Annotated in this window: 13 protein-coding genes and 1 pseudogene; 10 read left to right on the forward strand and 4 right to left on the reverse strand. The window is 71.8% G+C overall.

Going from position 1 to position 17510, the window contains the following annotated elements:
- Positions 1 to 51 precede the first annotated feature (51 nt).
- Positions 52 to 2007 (forward strand): protein-arginine deiminase domain-containing protein, encoded by a 1956-nt coding sequence (locus tag BLU79_RS14745; RefSeq protein WP_256333302.1) that lies wholly within the window; start codon positions 52 to 54, stop codon positions 2005 to 2007.
- A gap of 57 nt (positions 2008 to 2064) precedes the next feature.
- Here the strand turns inward: BLU79_RS14745 and BLU79_RS14750 are convergent, their stop codons facing one another.
- From BLU79_RS14750 to BLU79_RS14765, 4 genes and pseudogenes are all read right to left on the reverse strand, one after another.
- The gene (locus BLU79_RS14750; RefSeq protein WP_093906204.1) at positions 2065 to 4035 is read right to left on the reverse strand and encodes a potassium transporter Kup; all 1971 of its coding nucleotides are present in this window, start codon (positions 4033 to 4035) and stop codon (positions 2065 to 2067) included.
- Between the two features lie 136 nt (positions 4036 to 4171).
- Positions 4172 to 4973 (reverse strand): annotated as a pseudogene (locus tag BLU79_RS14755) (IS5 family transposase).
- Positions 4974 to 5085: 112 nt separating this feature from the next.
- Complete coding sequence (gene ppdK / locus BLU79_RS14760) at positions 5086 to 7773, reverse strand: pyruvate, phosphate dikinase (protein WP_093906473.1); 2688 nt, start codon at positions 7771 to 7773, stop codon at positions 5086 to 5088.
- A gap of 15 nt (positions 7774 to 7788) precedes the next feature.
- Positions 7789 to 8691 carry a universal stress protein gene (locus BLU79_RS14765; RefSeq protein ID WP_093906205.1) on the reverse strand — a complete coding sequence of 301 codons (903 nt, stop codon included), beginning with the start codon at positions 8689 to 8691 and terminating at the stop codon, positions 7789 to 7791.
- Positions 8692 to 8873: 182 nt separating this feature from the next.
- On the opposite strand from BLU79_RS14765, the gene BLU79_RS14770 reads away from it, so the two are divergent.
- From BLU79_RS14770 to BLU79_RS14810, 9 genes are all read left to right on the forward strand, one after another.
- Positions 8874 to 9791 (forward strand): universal stress protein, encoded by a 918-nt coding sequence (locus tag BLU79_RS14770; RefSeq protein WP_093906206.1) that lies wholly within the window; start codon positions 8874 to 8876, stop codon positions 9789 to 9791.
- Positions 9792 to 9795: 4 nt separating this feature from the next.
- On the forward strand, positions 9796 to 10302 hold the full coding sequence (locus BLU79_RS14775) for a hydrogenase maturation protease (protein WP_093906474.1): 507 nt from the start codon (positions 9796 to 9798) through the stop codon (positions 10300 to 10302).
- On the forward strand, positions 10299 to 12590 hold the full coding sequence (gene hypF, locus BLU79_RS14780; protein WP_093906207.1) for a carbamoyltransferase HypF: 2292 nt from the start codon (positions 10299 to 10301) through the stop codon (positions 12588 to 12590). The genes BLU79_RS14775 and hypF overlap by 4 nt, the downstream gene beginning before the upstream one ends.
- A gap of 6 nt (positions 12591 to 12596) precedes the next feature.
- Complete coding sequence (locus BLU79_RS14785; protein ID WP_093906208.1) at positions 12597 to 12854, forward strand: HypC/HybG/HupF family hydrogenase formation chaperone; 258 nt, start codon at positions 12597 to 12599, stop codon at positions 12852 to 12854.
- A 106-nt stretch (positions 12855 to 12960) separates the two neighbouring features.
- Positions 12961 to 14124 (forward strand): 4Fe-4S dicluster domain-containing protein, encoded by a 1164-nt coding sequence (locus BLU79_RS14790; RefSeq protein ID WP_093906209.1) that lies wholly within the window; start codon positions 12961 to 12963, stop codon positions 14122 to 14124.
- Positions 14124 to 14588, forward strand: a complete 465-nt coding sequence (locus tag BLU79_RS14795) for a Crp/Fnr family transcriptional regulator (RefSeq protein WP_093906210.1) — start codon at positions 14124 to 14126, stop codon at positions 14586 to 14588. The genes BLU79_RS14790 and BLU79_RS14795 overlap by 1 nt, the downstream gene beginning before the upstream one ends.
- Positions 14585 to 15391, forward strand: a complete 807-nt coding sequence (locus BLU79_RS14800) for an FAD/NAD(P)-binding protein (protein WP_093906211.1) — start codon at positions 14585 to 14587, stop codon at positions 15389 to 15391. The genes BLU79_RS14795 and BLU79_RS14800 overlap by 4 nt, the downstream gene beginning before the upstream one ends.
- A 1-nt stretch (position 15392) precedes the next feature.
- Positions 15393 to 16163: an NADH-quinone oxidoreductase subunit B family protein gene (locus BLU79_RS14805; RefSeq protein ID WP_093906212.1), complete on the forward strand. Its 771-nt coding sequence runs from the start codon at positions 15393 to 15395 to the stop codon at positions 16161 to 16163.
- The gene (locus BLU79_RS14810; protein ID WP_093906213.1) at positions 16160 to 17491 is read left to right on the forward strand and encodes a Ni/Fe hydrogenase subunit alpha; all 1332 of its coding nucleotides are present in this window, start codon (positions 16160 to 16162) and stop codon (positions 17489 to 17491) included. The genes BLU79_RS14805 and BLU79_RS14810 overlap by 4 nt, the downstream gene beginning before the upstream one ends.
- Positions 17492 to 17510 lie beyond the last annotated feature (19 nt).

Genomic DNA, 17510 nt, shown 5'->3' on the forward strand with positions numbered 1-17510 from the left:
GCGATCACCCTCTTGCACGGCGAAACACCCCCCACCTGGAAGGGATACGCCGTGCGCAGACGTACGCGTATACGTACGACCCCTGCGGGACAGGTGCTCCTCGCCCTCACCGCGACCGGCTCCGTACTCGCCACCCCTCTCTCCCCCGCCTTCGCGGCGCCGTCGGCCGCGACCGCCGACCTCCGCGCGGACGTCGACCGCGACGGACGGGTCGATGTCACCGGGGCCACCGACACGGCCGGCGAGGACGGATGGTCCGTCGGCCGGGGAGCCGTCTACCTCCCCAACATCGACGACGACACCAAGCGCTGCCCGGTCAAGGGGCCGGACGGTCGGCCGCTGTCCGACGCCAAGCTGGCAGCCTGCAATGACGCCGCCGACAAGAAGGTCAACGGCAGTGCCGACGCCGCCGATCTCGCGCGGGTGCGCTCGGTGCCGATGCCGGGCCTCGCGTCCGGCGCCAAGGGCAGCGTGCAGGCGACGGCCGGGGCCAAGCACACCCGGGTCTTCCTCAAGCGCTCCGGTGCCTGGGTCCTGGTCACGGCCGACACCCGGCTGTCGGCGGCCGAGTTGCGCTCCGGCGTGGAGTTCGGCGTCGAGGCCACCGACATCATCCGGGACACCGCGAAGTGGGACGGCCGGGCGGTGATCCGGCTGAGCGTGACGTCCGCCGGCCGGACCACGTCCGACACGGTCACCCTGCGCGTCGCCCCGCTCCTGACCCACCACCACCTGCAGAACGCCCAGCAGGTCATGGTCACCAAGGTGCCCGGCAACAGCTCCGCCGACCAGCCCTACCGGCAGTTCGTGAAGAACCTGGAGACGGAGGTGCGGCGCGCCGGCATCACCAAGCCGCTCGTGACCTTCGAGAAGTACGGCGACATCTGGGCGCAGGACTTCGTCGAGCCCGCCTACGTCAGCATGGCCGGCCCGGGCGGGCGACGGCACGCGATGCGCGTGATGCTGCGCTCGGCTCAGCCCGATCGCGAGGCGGGCCGGGAGCTGTTCGAGAAGGTGCGCGGCCGGGACATCGGAGTGGTGCAGGTCTCCGGTGTGCGTGACTCGGAGGAGGGGACGCTCAACTCCACGGGGAACCTGGAGACCATTCCGCCCCACACGCACGGCGGACGCTCCTTCCCGGCCGGCCGCGTCATCATGGGCCACCGCAAGGACACCGGTTCCAAGCCGGCGCTGGCGATGCGCACCCTGCTGAAGTCCCAGGGCCTGCAGGACCCGCTCCTGCTGGACACCTCGTGGCTGGGCGTCGGCCATGTCGACGAGTTCGTGCAGTTCCTGCCCGCCGACACCCCGCGCGGCTGGCGCATAGGGGTCGCCGACCCGAAGGCCGGGCTGAAACTGCTGCGCGACGCACAGCGTGACGGTCACGGCGGAACCAAGATGTTCTCCGTGCCCCGTCTGGGAGACCAGCCGGCCCCGAAGGAGACCATCGACCAGACCCTCGCCTCCCGGCACTTCGTGGCCGACAACACCATGGCCGCTGAGCGCATCGAGGCCAACCTCGACATCCTCAGGCGCGAGACCGGCGTCACCGACGACGAGATCGTGCGGGTACCGGCCCTGTACACCCGGGAGTCCGCGATGTCGGCGGCCGACGGACAGGACGTGTCCGTGCCGCGTCTGACGCGGATGGGCGGGGACCCGGCGCTGGTGGACAAGCTCGGCCGGTACGGCCAGCAGAAGTGGCTGGACAAGGGCCCCGGCGCCTCCGCCGCCCCGGCCGCCGCCGTCCCGACCAGCGCCTACGTCCCCGGCGCCGTCAACGGCGTCCTGCTCGCCCGCGACCGCTATCTCGCCCCGCGCCAGTGGGGCCCGGTCATCGGCGGCAAGGACATCTTCACGCAGGCCGTCACCGCCGTGTACACACGGGCCGGTCTGAAGGTGTCGTACATCGACGACTGGTACACCTACCACCTGGGCATGGGCGAGGTGCACTGCGGCACCAACACCCTGCGGGACGCCTCCGCGGCCTGGTGGAAGTCGAACTGACGATTGCGTGGTCCGCGCCTGCCGGTGCGGGCGCGGACCACATCCTCTCCCGCGCGCCTACACCTCGATGTGCGAGCCCATGATGACCGTGCGGTCCCGCGGGAGACTGAAGTACTCGGCGGCGTCGGCCGTGATGTAGGACGTGGCGATGAACAGCCGCTTGCGCCAAGGGGCCATCGTGCGCGCCTTGCCGCGTCGGAGCTCGATCTTCGACAGGAAGTAGGACGCGTCGTCGAGCCGCAACGGCCCTTCGGTCGAGGACGGGTCGAGGAGCGCCAGGGTGCCGGGCACGTCCGGGATGTCCATGTAGCCGAACCGGGCGGTGACGTGGATGATCCCGTCGTCGGCATAGCCGAGGTCGTCCACGACGACCCGCTCGTCGGCCGGGACACGGGGCACCGGCTCGGTCTGCAGGGCGAGGATCACGACCTGCTCGTGCCGGACGTGGTTGTGCTCGACGTTGGCCCGCATGGCGAGCGGCGTCGTCTCCTTGCCCCGGTTGAGGAAGACGGCCGTGCCGGGGACGTGGCTCGTCGCGGCCTTGCCGCTGCGCAGGTCGTCGACGAACTCGGGCAGCGGCCCTTCGGCGCGCGCCCGTTCCGCGGTGACCACCTCGCGACCTCGCTGCCACGTCGTCATGACGGTGAACGCGGTGAGGCCGATCAGCAGCGGCAGCCACGCGCCGTGCACGAGCTTGGTCATGTTGGCCGCCACGAACAGCATGTCCACGAAGAGGAGCACGCCGCCGCCGACGGCGAGCAGCCACTTGGGTGTGCCCCATTTGGCGCGGGCGACGTAGAAGAACAGCAGGGTGGTGATGGTGATGGTGCCGGTGACCGCCATGCCGAACGCGTAGGCCAGCGCCTCCGAGGAGCGGAAGGCGAAGACCAGGGTGAGGACCGAGACCATCAGCAGCCAGTTGATCCAGGGGACGTAGATCTGGCCGATGGTCGATTCCGAGGTGTGCGCGATGCGCAGCCGCGGCAGGTAGCCGAGCTTGGCCGCCTGGGAGGCGACGGAGTACGCGCCGGTGATCACCGCCTGGGAGGCGATCACGGTCGCCGCCGTCGCCAGCAGAACCATCGGCCAGCGCCCCCAGTCGGGCACGAGCAGGAAGAACGGGCTGCTGATGTTGTCCGGATCGTCGAGGATCAGCGCGCCCTGCCCCATGTAGCTGAGGACACAGGCGGGCAGGACGAGGAACACCCAGCCTCGGGTGATCGCCCGGCGGCCGAAGTGCCCCATGTCCGCGTAGAGCGCCTCGGCGCCGGTGACGGCGAGGACGATCGCGGCCAGGGCGAAGAAGGCGGTACCCCAGTGACCGAACAGGAAGCCCAAAGCGTACGTCGGCGAGAGTGCCTTCAGGATGTCCGGGTGGTCGGTGATGCCGACGACGCCGCACGCGCCGATGGCCACGAACCAGGCGATCATGACCGGCCCGAAGACCCGGCCCACCGCCGCGGTTCCCCGGCGCTGCACCAGGAACAGCAGCACGATGATCACCGCGGTGATGGGGACGACCGCGCCCCCGAAGGACGGTTCGACGACCTTGAGCCCCTCGACCGCGGACAGCACCGAGATGGCCGGGGTGATCATGCTGTCGCCGAAGAAGAGCGACGCGCCGAAGATGCCGAGCGCGGCGAGGACCACGGCGGCTCTGCGGCCACGCTGGGCGTTCCATCGCCGCAGCAGGGTGATGAGCGCCATGATGCCGCCCTCGCCGTCGTTGTCGGCGCGCATCGCGAGCAGCACATAGGTGACCGTCACGATGATCATCACCGACCAGAACACCAGGGACACCACCCCGTACACGTTGTCCGTGCCGACCGGGACGGGGTGCGGGTCGTCGGGGTTGAACACGGTCTGGATGGTGTAGATCGGGCTGGTCCCGATGTCACCGAAGACCACACCGAGGGCGCCGACGACCACCGCGAGACGCACCGTGTCCCGTGCGCTCGCCGCGTGCGCGTGCGGCGGCCCCGCCGCGGATCCGTCGCCCGGCTCGGTCCCCTGCCGGTCATCGGCCATGGTGGTCTCCTCCTCGCGGGCGGCGGTGCCGTGGGCCAGGTGCGTCGGGGCGGCTCGCGCTCCGCTACCGCCTCCTGTGCTGAGCCGATCTTCGCTTCCTGGCGTCGGTCGGGCCACCTAGGCGCTGTCCGGCGGATCATGGGCGGAGCCATAACCTGATGGCCGCGGTCGTGACGGTGCCGTGGAAGACGTAGCCCCTCTTGTCGTAGCGGGTGGCGACGGCCCGGTAGTTCTTGAGGCGGTTGATGGTCCGCTCAACCTCGTTGCGGCGTTCGTAGATCTCGCTGTCGAAGCCTGCGGCCGGCCGCCCTTGCTGCCGCGCCGCTTACGGTGGGCCCGCTGGTCCTTCGGCTCGGGGATCGCGTGCTTGATCTGACGTCTTCGCAGATAACGGCGGTTTCGGCGTGAGCTGTATGCCTTGTCGCCGCCGCGGCGGTCAGGCCGGGTGCGCGGGTGCCCGCCCCGGGGACGGGGAAGGCGGATACGTTCGAGGACTTCGATCATCAGCGGGGCGTCACCGAACTGGCCCGGTGCGACCAGGAAGGACATGGGGCGGCATCCGCCTTCACCGGCGAGGTGGATCTTGCAGGTCAGGCCGCGCGGGGACCGGCCGCGTGCTGATGGGCTCGGCAGGACGTCGAGTCCACGCCGGCCATGCTCCAGTCGATCCGGCCGGCCAGATCGGCGTCCGCCTGGACGGCCCGCAGGATCCGGTCCCACGTGCCGTCCGCCGACCACCGCCGATGGCGCTCATAGACCGTCTTCCAGCTGCCGAAACGCTCGGGCAGGTCGCGCCACGGTATGGCGGTTCGGACCCGGAACAGGATCCCGTTGATCACTGTCCGGTGGTCATTCCATCGGCCACCACGCTGTCCTGCCGAAGGCAGATGCGGCTCCGGTCGAGCCCACTCCGCACTCGTCAGATCACCCCGCCCCACGTCGGGAACAACGAGCCGGCAACCCGACAGTCACATGATCCGCCGGACAGTGCCCAGGTGCCCCGGGAGCGACGGAGTCAGTCCTGCACCCCGGGCCCTTCATCCGTGCGCCTCACCTGGTGTCGCTCGTCCCGGTGCGGTCGGCGACGGCCGCCCGGCCCGCTTCCAGTCGGGCCGCCGGTATGCGGAACGGCGAGCAGGAGACATAGTCCAAGGCCACCCGGTGAAAGAAGTGGATGGAGTCGGGATCCCCGCCGTGCTCACCGCACACGCCGGTCTCCAGACGGGGGTTGACGGCCCGTCCGGCCTTGACGGCCAACTCCACGAGCCGCCCGACGCCTTCCTCGTCGATCGACTCGAACGGCGACACCCCGAAGACGCCCTTCTCCAGGTAGAGCGGGAAGAAGGAGGCCTCGGCGTCGTCGCGGGACAAGCCCCAGGTCGTCTGGGTGAGGTCATTGGTGCCGAAGGAGAAGAAGTCGGCGGCCCCGGCGATGCGTCCGGCGGTGAGGGCCGCGCGCGGCAGCTCGATCATCGTGCCGATCGGGCAGTCGAGGGTCACGCCGGTCTCGGCCGCGACCTCGGCGAGGACCCGTTCCGCCTCGGCGCGGGCCAGGCGCAGCTCCTCGACGGTGCCGACGAGAGGGATCATGATCTCGGCGTGCGGACGGCCACCCGCACCCAGGCGGTCCACGACGGCCTCTGCCACGGCCCGCACCTGCATGGCCATCAGGCCCGGCACGGCCAGGCCCAGCCGGACACCGCGCAGGCCCAGCATCGGGTTCTGCTCCTGCATGCGCTCGACGGCGGCCAGGAGTTCGCGATCGTGCGGGTCGGGGCTCGCCGCGGAGGCCAGGCGGACGGCGAGTTCGGTGCGGTCGGGCAGGAACTCGTGCAGCGGCGGGTCCAGCAGCCGGATCGTCACCGGCAGACCGTCCATCGCCGTCAGGATGCCGGTGAAGTCCACACGTTGGAGCGGGAGCAGAGCGGCCAAGGCCGCCTCGCGTGCCGTGTCGTCGCGGGCCAGGATCATCGCCTCGATCAGCGCCCTGCGCTCGCCGAGGAACATGTGCTCGGTGCGGCACAGGCCGATGCCCTGGGCGCCGAGGGCACGCGCGCGTGCGGCGTCCTCGGGGGTGTCGGCGTTGGCCCGCACGTCGAGGCGGCGCACGGAGTCGGCGTGGGCTAGCGCGTCCAGGACGGCCTCGGTGACCTGGTCGGTGCTCGCGTTGGTCTCCAGGGCGCGGCCGACCTCGGACGCCGTGAGCGGGAGCGCACCGAGGTGGACCGTGCCGGCGGTGCCGTCCACGGAGACGGTGTCGCCCTCGTGCACGACGACGCCCGACGTCGTGGTGAACCGGCGGCCGACCGGGTCGACGGACAGCGCCTCGGCGCCGCACACGCACACCTTGCCCATGCCACGCGCGACGACGGCGGCATGACTGGTCTTGCCGCCCCGGCTGGTCAGGACCGCCTCGGCGGCGATCATGCCGGGCAGATCGTCGGGGGTGGTCTCCCGGCGGACCAGGACCACGTGCTCGCCGGCCGCGGCACGTCGTACCGCCTCGGCGGAGTCGAAGACGACGGCACCGACCGCCGCGCCGGGCGAGGCGGGCACGCCGTGCGCCAGGGGCACGTCGGACGGGGTGGTGTCGAAGCGGGGGAACATCAGCCGGGTCAGGGCGGCGCCGTCGACACGCATCAGGGCCTCGTCGGCGGTGATGGTCCCTTCCTCCCGCAGGTCGTGGGCGATGTGGAAGGCGGCGTCGGCGGTGCGCTTGCCGACGCGGGTCTGCAGGATCCACAACTTGCCGCGCTCGACGGTGAACTCCACGTCGCACAGGTCGCGGTAGTGGTTCTCCAGGGTGCGCAGGTGGTCGCCGAGTTCGACGTACGCCCGCGGGTCGAGCGTCTTCAGCTCGCTCAGCGGCAGCGCGTCACGGACGCCGGAGACGACGTCCTCGCCCTGGGCGTCGGGCAGATAGTCGCCGTACACGCCCCGTTCGCCGGTGGCGGGATCGCGGGTGAAGGCGACGCCGGTGCCGGAGTCGCCCCCGAGATTGCCGAAGACCATCGCCTGAACGTTGACAGCCGTGCCGAGGTCGTCGGGGATGTGCTCGCGGTGGCGGTACACGCGGGCGCGTTCGACGTTCCACGAGTCGAAGACGGAACGGATGGCACGGGCCAGCTGCTCGGCGGGGTCCTGCGGGAAGTCCTCGCCGGTCTCCTTACGGATGATGTCCTTGAACTCCTCGGTGAGCGCGATGAGTTCGGCGGTGTCGAGGTCGTGGTCGGTGCCTACGGCGCGCTGCGCCTTGTGGGCGGCGAGGCCCTGTTCGAACAGGTCGCCGTCTACGCCCATCACGGTCCGGCCGAACATCTGGATCAGCCTGCGGTAGGAGTCCCAGGCGAACCGCTCCTGCCCGGAGGTCTTGGCGAGCCCGGTGACGGACCGGTCGTTGAGGCCGATGTCGAGGATGGTCTCCATCATGCCGGGCATGGAGAAGCGGGCGCCGGAGCGCACGGACACCAGCAGAGGGTCGTCGGGCGCGCCGAGGGTGCGGCCCATGGTCCGCTCCAGGCCGGCGAGGGCCTGGGCGGCCTCGACGCCGAGCTCGTCCGGTTCCTCACCCGTGGCCAGGTAGACCTTGCAGGCCTCGGTGGTGACGGTGAAGCCCGGCGGGACGGGCAGGCCGAGCTGCGTCATCTCGGCGAGGCCGGCTCCCTTGCCGCCGAGGAGGGCGGCCATCTCCCGGCTGCCCTCGGCGAATGCGTACACGTACTTGGTGGGCGCGCTCATCAGGGCCACGGCCTCTCACTCGTGGGGGACGACGGCCACGGGGCAGCCGACGTGATGGATGGCGGCGTGGGTGACGGGTCCTGCGCGGGGAACGGTCGGGCGTTCGGTCGTCCGGCGGCCGACCACGAGCAGACTCGCCCCGGTGGCTGCGCGGACCAGCACGGACTGGGCGCGGCCCTCGGTCACGGTCTCGGCGACGACGACCTCGGGGTACTTGTCCCGCCACGCCTGGAGGACTGCGGTCAGGAAACCGAGCCACTCGTCCGCCTGGGCGGGGCCGTCGACCAGACCGATGTCGCCTGCGCCGAGCCCGATCGGGGACGGAGCCTGCCAGGCGTGCACGACATGCAGGCGCGCGCCGCGCAGCCGGGCCGCCTCGAAGGCGAACTCGATCACCTCGTCGCAGGGGTCCCCGAGATCGATGCCCAGGACGACGTCCCGGTAGCCGGTGCGGGTCGACGGGCTGCCGTCGTCGGCCGGAAGGTGCTCGTCCGACGCCTCCCCCTCCGCCCGAACGAGGACGACCGGCCGGACGGCCCGGGCCACGACGCCCAAGGCGACCGATCCGACCAGGAACCCGGTGACACCACTGAGGCCGCGCGATCCCAGGACGAGCAGGTCGGCCTGTTCGGCGGCGTGCAGAAGGGCCGTGGTCGCAGGCCCCTCGATCTGTTCGTCGTCGAGTTTCACGCCGGGGCAGGTACGACGGATGCGGTTCTCGGCCTGGCGCAGCGCACGCCGGGCCAGATACCGCTGGGCGGCCGTCGCCGGCTCGCCGGCTCCTTGACGGGGGTGCCAGTTCCAGGCGTGCACCAGACGCAGCGGCCGGTCCCGGCGCACCGCCTCACGGGCGGACCACTCGGCTGCGGCGAGACTCTCGGCGGATCCGTCGACTCCAACAATGACGGGCGGAAGCATGGCGCGCACCTCCTGCTGTCGGTTGCTCTTCGGTGCCAGCGTCCTCCCCCGCCCTACCCGCGGGTATGGGCCGCCAGGGCTCCGATCCGGGCCCGTTCGGCCCCCTGCGTACGGGTCGCCCGCCCGGCAAAGCTGGACCTGGCCCGGGCCTCGAGTTCCCCCTGGGCGGAAGGCGGCACATCATGGAGCGAGTGATCATCACCGGCGTCGACCGGTCCGCACGCAGCCGTGCCGCGGCCGACTGGGCCGCGCGCGAGGCGTTGTTGCGTGGGCTGCCACTCCGTGTGGTGCATGTGTCGCCGCCGGACGGTCCGGATCCCGCCCAACAGTGGCCGTACCGTCCCGAGACGGTGGTGGACCGCGTGGTCGCCGAACTCGCCGACCGGCACCCGACGTTGACGGCCCAGGGCGTGAACCTCACCGGTGTTCCGGTGTCGGCCCTGCGCACCACGGCCGCGGATGCGGAGCTGTTGGTGCTGGGACTGCGCGGCGAGGGCAGTCATCCCAGGATCCCGGTGGGCTCGACCGCCACCGCCCTGGTCCGGGCGTGTGAGCGGCCCGTGGTGCTGGTGCCCGGCGCCTTCGCGGGTGACGGGCCGCTCGGCCGCTCCGACGGCGTGACCCTCGCGATCGATGCCCGCAACCTGGCGGGCGCCGCCGTCGGCCTCGCCTTCGAGGCGGCACGGCTGCGCCGCGCACGGCTCCATGCCGTGCACTCCTGGACGCTGCCCCCGCAGGCGGCGGAACGGCCTTTCCCCGTTCTGGAAGAGGACCGGGCCATGTGGGAGGACGACGAGGTGCAGCGGCTGTCGGACGCGCTGCGGCCGTGGCGCGGCAAGTATCCGGAGGTCGATGTCCTGGAGGACGTTGTGCTGCTCGCCCCGGAGGTGGCGCTTGTCCATGCCGCCGGGAACTCCGGCCTGGTCGTGGTCGGCCGCCGCTCGGGCGGTGCGGCGCTCGCGCTGCTGCGACATGCCATCTGCCCGGTCGCCGTAGTGCCGGAGCAGTCCGCAACGGTTCGTAGGTGCGACGAGGAGGGTCGGCCCGGAGGGTCGGGACCTTCGGCCCATGCGGCCTGCGACGGTCACGGCCCACCGTGAAGGCATGAGGAGCCGCGGTCGGATCGCCGTCATCGGCGTAGGGAACGAGTTCCGGCGCGACGACGGCGTGGGCTGGGCCGTGCTCGCCCGTCTGCGCGAGCGGGCCGGGGACCGGCCGTTGCCGGAGGACACCCACCTCGCGACCTGCGACGGCGATCCCGGACGGCTGATCGGCCTGTGGGAGGGCGCCCGCCTCGCGGTCGTCGTCGACGCGGCCCACGCCCACCCGGGAACCCCCGGCCGCGTGCACCGCCTCGAACTCGACGCGGGGCTCCTCGCACAGCCCTCCACGACCAGTTCGCACGGGCTGGGCCTCGGCGAGGCCGTCGAACTCGCACGGGTGCTGGGCCTGCTGCCGGAGCACCTGGTCGTGTACGCCGTGGAGGGCTCCGAGAGTGACATGGGTACGGGCCTCTCCCCCGCCGTCGCGGACGCAGTGGAGCCCCTCGTGGCAGCCGTTGAGGACGAGATCGCGCGGAACGGGGACGCGGCAGCCGGGAGGCCGGCATGACCGTGCGCCGCTTCCACGTGGAGGGCATCGTCCAGGGCGTCGGCTTCCGGCCGTTCGTCTACCGCACCGCGGCCGCGCTCGGCCTTGACGGCTGGGTGGCCAACGTCAACGGGCACGTGGAGGGCGAGGTCGCCGGACCGACGCGGGCGATCGAGGTGTTCGCCGCCCGGCTGCGCACGGACGCACCGGCCCTCGCCCGGGTGCGCCGCGTCCGGCTGACCGATGGCGAGCGCCAGTCGCCCTACGTCACCGGCTTCCAGGTACGGCAGAGCGCCCCCGGGGAAGCGGACGAGGCGCCCCGTGAGATACCGCCCGACGCGGCGATCTGCGACGCGTGCCTGAGCGAACTGCACGACCCCCACGACCGCCGCTACCGCTACCCGTTCATCAACTGCACCGACTGCGGCCCGCGCGCCACGATCATCGAGGGCCTGCCGTACGACCGGATCCGTACGACCATGCGCCGGTTCCCGCTGTGCGCCGCGTGCGCGGCCGAGTACGCCGATCCCGGCGACCGGCGCTTTCACGCCGAGCCCGTCGCCTGCCCAGTCTGCGGGCCACGGCTGGCATGGGAGGAGCTGCGCGGCGAGGAGGCGCTGCGGGCGGCGGTGAAGACGATCGACGGGGGCGGGATCACCGCGCTGAAGGGGCTGGGCGGTTACCAACTGGTGTGCGACGCGGGTGATCCCGCGGTCGTGGCGGAGCTGCGGCGCCGTAAGTGCCGACCGGCGAAGCCGTTCGCCGTGATGGTCGGGGACATCGAGGCGGCCGCGCGGCTGGCGCAGATCGGCGCCGCCGAGCGCCGGGCCCTGGCCTCTCCGGAGCGCCCCGTGGTGCTGCTCGGCAGCCGCCGGTGGCGTGGGCGAGGCGCCCCGCTCGCTCCGGAAGTCCACCCCGGCTTGACCCGGGTCGGCCTGTTCCTGCCCACCACCGGCCTGCACCACCTCCTGCTCGACGAGCTGGCCCGGCCGCTCGTGGTCACCAGCGGCAACCTCAGCGACGAGCCGATCGCCATCGAAGACCAGGAGGCCCAGGGTGCCCTTGCCGCCGTGGCGGACGGCTTCCTCACCCACGACCGCCCCATCCGTTCCCGGTACGACGACTCCGTCGTGCAGTTCACCGGGCGGACGAGGATCACCGTCCGCCGTGCGCGCGGGCTGGCTCCCGCCCCGCTGCCGCTGGCCGTACGGCAGCCGGTCGCCGGGGCGGGCGCGCAGCTGAAGCACACGTTCACTCTGGCCGCAGACGGCCGGGCCCGCATCGGGCCGCACACCGGGGACCTGGCCGATCTGACCACGTACGAGGCGTTCACGGCGTCGTACGAGCACCTCAAGGAGCTGACCGGCATCGAGCCGACCGTCCTCGCTCATGACCTGCACCCGGGCTATCTGTCCACGCAGTGGGCCGAGGCCCAGCCGCTGCGCCGCATCCCGGTGCAGCACCATCACGCGCATGTGGCCGCCTGCGCGGCCGAGCACGGGGTGCGGGGCCGGTTCCTCGGTGTCGCCTACGACGGGCTGGGGCTGGGTGACGACGGCACGCTGTGGGGCGGCGAGATCCTCGTCGCCGATCGATGCGGCTACCGCCGCGTGGGCAGGTTCGCCACCGCGCCCCTGCCCGGCGGCGACGCGGCGGTACGCCATCCCTCCCGCACCGCCCTCGGCCATCTGCTGGGCGGCGAGACGCTGGGCTCCCCGCACCCGTATCCCTGGCTCACCCAGCCCTTCACCGACCGGCTCGATCCGGCTGAGGTCACCACCGTGCGCTCCATGATCGCGCGGGACGTCAACTGCCCACGTGCGTCGAGTGCCGGACGGCTCTTCGACACGGCGGCCGCGCTGCTCGGCCTCGCCGACCGGGTGGGTTACGAGGGTGAGGCGGCCGTCCTGCTCGAAGCGGCGGCCGGTGAGGAGCATGCCGTACCGCTCGCCCATCGGGTCGTACGGGCGCAGGGCCTGTGGGTGTACGACTCCGCTCCGACCCTGGCCGACCTGCTGCGGCGGCGGCTGGACGGGGAGCCGGTGGCACGGCTGGCGGCGGCCTTCCATCTGACGCTTGCGATCGTCACCGCCGAACTGGTCGCCCAGGCCGTGACCGAGGGTGCGCCGCGCACGGTGTGTCTGGGTGGTGGCTGTTTCGTCAACCGGCGGCTGCTGACCGAGGTGAAGCGTCGGCTGCGCGCGCAGGGATTGCGGGTGCTGGTCGGCGGTCAGGTCCCGGTCGGGGACGGCGGCATCAGCTACGGCCAGGCGGCGGTCGCGGCCGCACGGCTGGCCGGGAAGGGGTGAACGCGTATGTGCCTGGGCATCCCCGGCCGGGTTCTGGAGATCCACGACGACGTCGGACTGCGCATGGCGACCGTCGACTTCGGCGGCATCCGGCGCGAGGTCTGCCTGAGCTGCACGCCCGAGGCGGGCGTCGGGTCGTACGTCATCGTGCATGTCGGCTTCGCGATCACGCAGGTCGACGAGGCGGAGGCACAGCGGACGCTCGAGGTGCTGCGGGCGATGGCGGGCGCGGTGGAGGGGGAGCTGGGAGAGCCGTTGCCCTGACCGGGTCCGGTCAGCCCGTCAAGAGGGCCGGTCAGCCCCTGCCGGAGGCACCCCGCGCAGTCGGAAGCTGATGGTGCACGGAACCGCCCGGACGAGGAGGACCGTCATGACCGCCCCCGCTGCCCCGGCCCTGCTCGACCAGGATGGACTGAACGCGCTGGTCGCGGCTCTGGTGGCGCAGGGACGAACCGTCATCGGGCCGACCGTCCGCGACGGCGCGATCGTGCTGGCCGAGCTGACCTCGGCGGACGCGCTCCCTTACGGCTGGGGCGTCGAACTCGACGCCGGACGTTATCGGCTCGCCCCTCGCGAGGACGGGGCGGCCTTCGCGCACAGCGCCGGCCCGCAGTCCTGGAAGTCCTACCTGCACCCGTCGCGGGAGCAGCTGTGGAGTGCCGACCGAACGCCCGAGGGCCCAGTCTCCTTCACCCCGCAAGAGCCGGAGGTGCCCTCGTACGCCTTCCTCGGCGTCCGCCCCTGCGACCTGCGGGCCATCGCGATCCAGGACCGCGTCCTGACCGGCGGACGCTACGCGGACGACGGCTATGGGAGGCGTCGATGCAAGGCGTTGCTGATCGCCGTCGAGTGCACCGAGCCCGGCGCGACCTGCTTCTGCGTATCCACCGGCGGCGGCCCCGCCGCCGACCCCGGGTACGACCTCGCGCTCACCGAGATCGTGGACGAGAACGGACACCGCTTCCTCGCCCGCGTCGGCAGCGATGAGGGCGCCGAGCTGCTGGACCGGATACCGCACCGCACCGCCGACCCGGTCACCCAGGGTACGGCCGACGCAGCAGTGGACGCGGCCCGCGACCGCATGGGCCGGTCACTGCCCCCGGTCGATCTGCACACCCTCATGGGCGCGAGCCTGACCGCCGAGCGCTGGGACGATGTCGCCGCCCGCTGTCTGACCTGCGGCAACTGCACCATGGTCTGCCCGACCTGCTTCTGCACCACCACCGAAGAGGTCACCGACCTCACCGGTGACCACACCGAGCGCTGGCAGCGCTGGGACTCCTGCTTCGACCTGGACTTCTCCCGTCTGCACGGCGGCCCGGTCCGCTCCTCCGCCCGCAGCCGCTACCGGCAGTGGCTCACCCACAAGCTCTCCACCTGGTACGACCAGTTCGGCACGTCCGGATGCGTCGGATGCGGGCGCTGCATCACCTGGTGCCCGGCCGGCATCGACATCACGGAGGAAGTCGCCGCCCTGGACGCGGAACAGGCCCAGCACGCCGAACACGCGGATCTCGGAACGGAGACGGACTGATGCCTCCCTCGCTCGCTCTGCGCATGAATCACGCGCTGCCCGTCGAGTACCGTGAGCGGCTTCTGCGCCTCGGCCGTGAGGTCCGCTTCCCGCCAGGCACCCGCCTGTTCGAGGAAGGCGGCCACGCCAACCGCTTCTGGATCATCCGGGACGGCACGGCTGCCCTTGACATGCATGTGCCCGGCCGTCGGCCGCCGGTCATCGAGACGCTCGGCGTCGGCGACCTCGTCGGCTGGTCCTGGCTGTACGAGCCGTTCGTGTGGCAGCTGGGCGCCGAGGCCCTGACGCCGCTTCGGGCCTACGAGTTCGACGCCGTCGCCGTCCGCCTCATGTGTCTGAACGACCCCGAGTTCGGGCGTGCGGTCGAGCACTGGGTCGGCCGGGTGCTGGCCCACCGGCTGAACGCGGCCCGCGCCCGGCTGGTCGACCTGTACGGGATCTACGAGACCAAGGAAGTGCGATGACGGCCGTACCGGTCCCCCATCGCGTGGTAGCCCGCCGGCCGGAGACCGCGGACACGGTCACGCTGTGCCTGGAACCGGTCGACGCGGCTCTGCCCGACTTCGCACCGGGACAGTTCGCGATGGTGCACTCCTTCGGCCGCGGCGAGATCCCCGTCTCCGCCAGCTCCGTCCAGGCCACGGGCGGCCTCGCGCACACGATCCGCTCGGTGGGCGCGGTCTCCGACGGGCTGTGCGCGACCCGGGTCGGCGACGTCGTCGGGATCCGTGGTCCTTACGGCAACAGCTGGGAACTTGAGGGGGCGCGCGGCAGTGACGTGCTGGTCGTCGCCGGCGGCATCGGTCTCGCTCCGCTGCGGCCGCTGATCCTCGGCGCACTGGCCGAGCCGGAAGCCTATCGCCGTGTCAACGTCCTGATCGGGGCGCGTGCCCCTGGCGATCTGATCGCCCGGAAGGAAGTGGCGGGCTGGGCCACGGCGTACACCGGAGTGACGGTCGATCAGCCCGACGCGGACTGGCGCGGAGACGTCGGCGTGGTCACCCAGCTGCTGGGGCGGGCGCACTTCGAGCCGGACAGCACCTGGGCGTTCGTGTGCGGGCCCGAACCGATGATCCGGGCCACCGCCCGCGAACTGGCCCAGCGCGGTGTCCCCCGCGACCGCATCCGCATCTCGCTGGAGCGGAACATGCGCTGTGCGACTGGACACTGCGGGCACTGCCAGCTCGGTCCCCTGCTGCTGTGCCAGGTGGGCCCCGTCGTGGACTGGGAGCGCGCCGAACCGCTCCTGTCGGTAAGGGAGTTGTGAGATGACCCCCAAGCTCGCCGTATTCAAACTGGCCTCCTGCGACGGCTGCCAGCTCACCCTGCTGGACTGCGAGGACGAACTCCTCGCGCTGGCGGGCGAGGTGGAGATCGCCCACTTCCCGGAGGCGTCCAGCAAGGTGACCCCCGGTCCGTACGACCTGTCCCTCGTCGAGGGCTCGGTCACCACGGCCGAGGACGCCGAGCGGGTCCGCGTGATCCGGGCGGCCTCGCGGCACCTGGTGACGATCGGGGCGTGTGCGACCGCCGGGGGCATTCAGGCGCTGCGGAACTTCGCGGATGTCGACGAGTACCGGCGGGTGGTGTACGCGCATCCCGAGTACGTCGAGACGCTGGCCACGTCCACTCCCGTATCGGCGCACGTGGATGTCGACTTCGAGCTGCGTGGCTGCCCGATCGACCGGCGTCAGCTCATCGAGGTGATCACCGCGTTCCTCGCCGGCCGCAAGCCGGACATCCCGGACCACAGCGTGTGCTTCGAGTGCAAGCGGCGTGGCACCGTCTGCGTCACCGTCGCCCATGGCACCCCCTGCCTCGGGCCGGTCACGCACGCCGGGTGCGGGGCCCTGTGCCCGGCGTACCACCGGGGCTGCTTCGGCTGCTTCGGGCCGTCCGGGTCGGTGAACCTGCCCGCGCTGATCCCGCTGCTGCGCCGCGACGGACTCGACGACGCCGCCGTGGAGCGGTTCCTGCACACCTTCAACGCCGCCGCGTTCGAGAAGTTCGAGAAGTCGGAGAAGGAGTCGGCCAAGTGACGCACCGCGGTTCCCGTCTGCTGCACGTCGGCTCGCTGTCCCGGGTCGAGGGCGAGGGGGCGCTGCGCCTGCACGTCCACGACGGCACGGTCACCGAGGCACAGCTGAACATCTACGAGCCGCCACGGTTCTTCGAGGCGTTCCTGCGCGGCCGTTCGTACACCGAGCCGCCGGACATCACGGCCCGGGTGTGCGGGATCTGCCCGGTGGCGTACCAGATGAGCGCGTGCGCGGCGATCGAGGACGCGTGTGGGGTGGCGGTGGATCCCGTGATCCGTGATCTGCGCCGGCTGCTGTACTGCGGCGAGTGGATCGAGAGCCAGGCCCTGCACATCTATCTGCTGCACGCCCCGGACTTCCTGGGCCGCGCGAGCGCGATCGAACTGGCCCGCACGCACCGGGCCGAGGTCGAGCGTGGGCTGAGGCTGAAGAAGGCCGGAAACTCGCTGATGGAGCTGCTCGGCGGCAGGGCCGTACATCCCGTGAACGTCCGTCTCGGCGGCTTCCACCGCGCACCTGCGGGCCAGGAACTCCGTCCGGTCGCCGAGGAGTTGAAACAGGCGCTCGACGACGCGTGGGACACCGTCCGCTGGGTCGCCGGCTTCGAGTTCCCGGACGCCCGGATCGAAGCCGACCTGCTGGCGCTGGCCGAACCGGGCACATACGCCATCGAGAGCGGGGCCCCGACCGTCCTGCGCACCGACGGCACCACGGGTTCCTTCCCCGTCCGGGACTTCACCGAGCACGTGACCGAGACACACGTACCGCGCTCCACGGCGCTGCACTCCCGGCTCGACGGACGGCTCCACCTCACCGGCTCCCTCGCCCGGTTCGCGATCAGCGGCCCGCTGCTGTCGCCGGTGGCGTTGCAGGCGTCCGTGGAGGCCGGGCTCGGTGATCCGCGTGAGGGGGCTGTGTGCCGTAATCCGTTCCGGTCGATCCTGGTGCGGGCCGTGGAAACGGTGTACGCCGTCGGCGAGGCGCTGCGGATCATCGAGACGTACGAGCCACCCGAGCGTCCGTACGCCGAGGTGCCGCCGGTGGCCGGGGTCGGGCACGGTGCCACGGAGGCTCCGCGCGGGGTGCTCTACCACCGCTACGAACTGGACGCCCACGGCATCGTCACCAGCGCACTGCTGGTGCCGCCCACCGCGCAGAACCAGGCCGCGATCGAGGACGACCTGCGGCGGCTGACCCAGGGGGCGATCGGCGAGGGCGACCCGGACGACGGCCAGTTGACAGCCCTGTGCGAGCGGGCGATCCGCAATCACGACCCGTGCATCTCCTGCTCCACCCACTTCCTCGACCTGACAATTGTCCGTACCTGAGAGACATGCGGGAGGTTGC

Origin of the sequence: Streptomyces sp. cf386 (assembly GCF_900103585.1) — a bacterium.
Classification (GTDB): Bacteria; Actinomycetota; Actinomycetes; order Streptomycetales; family Streptomycetaceae; genus Streptomyces.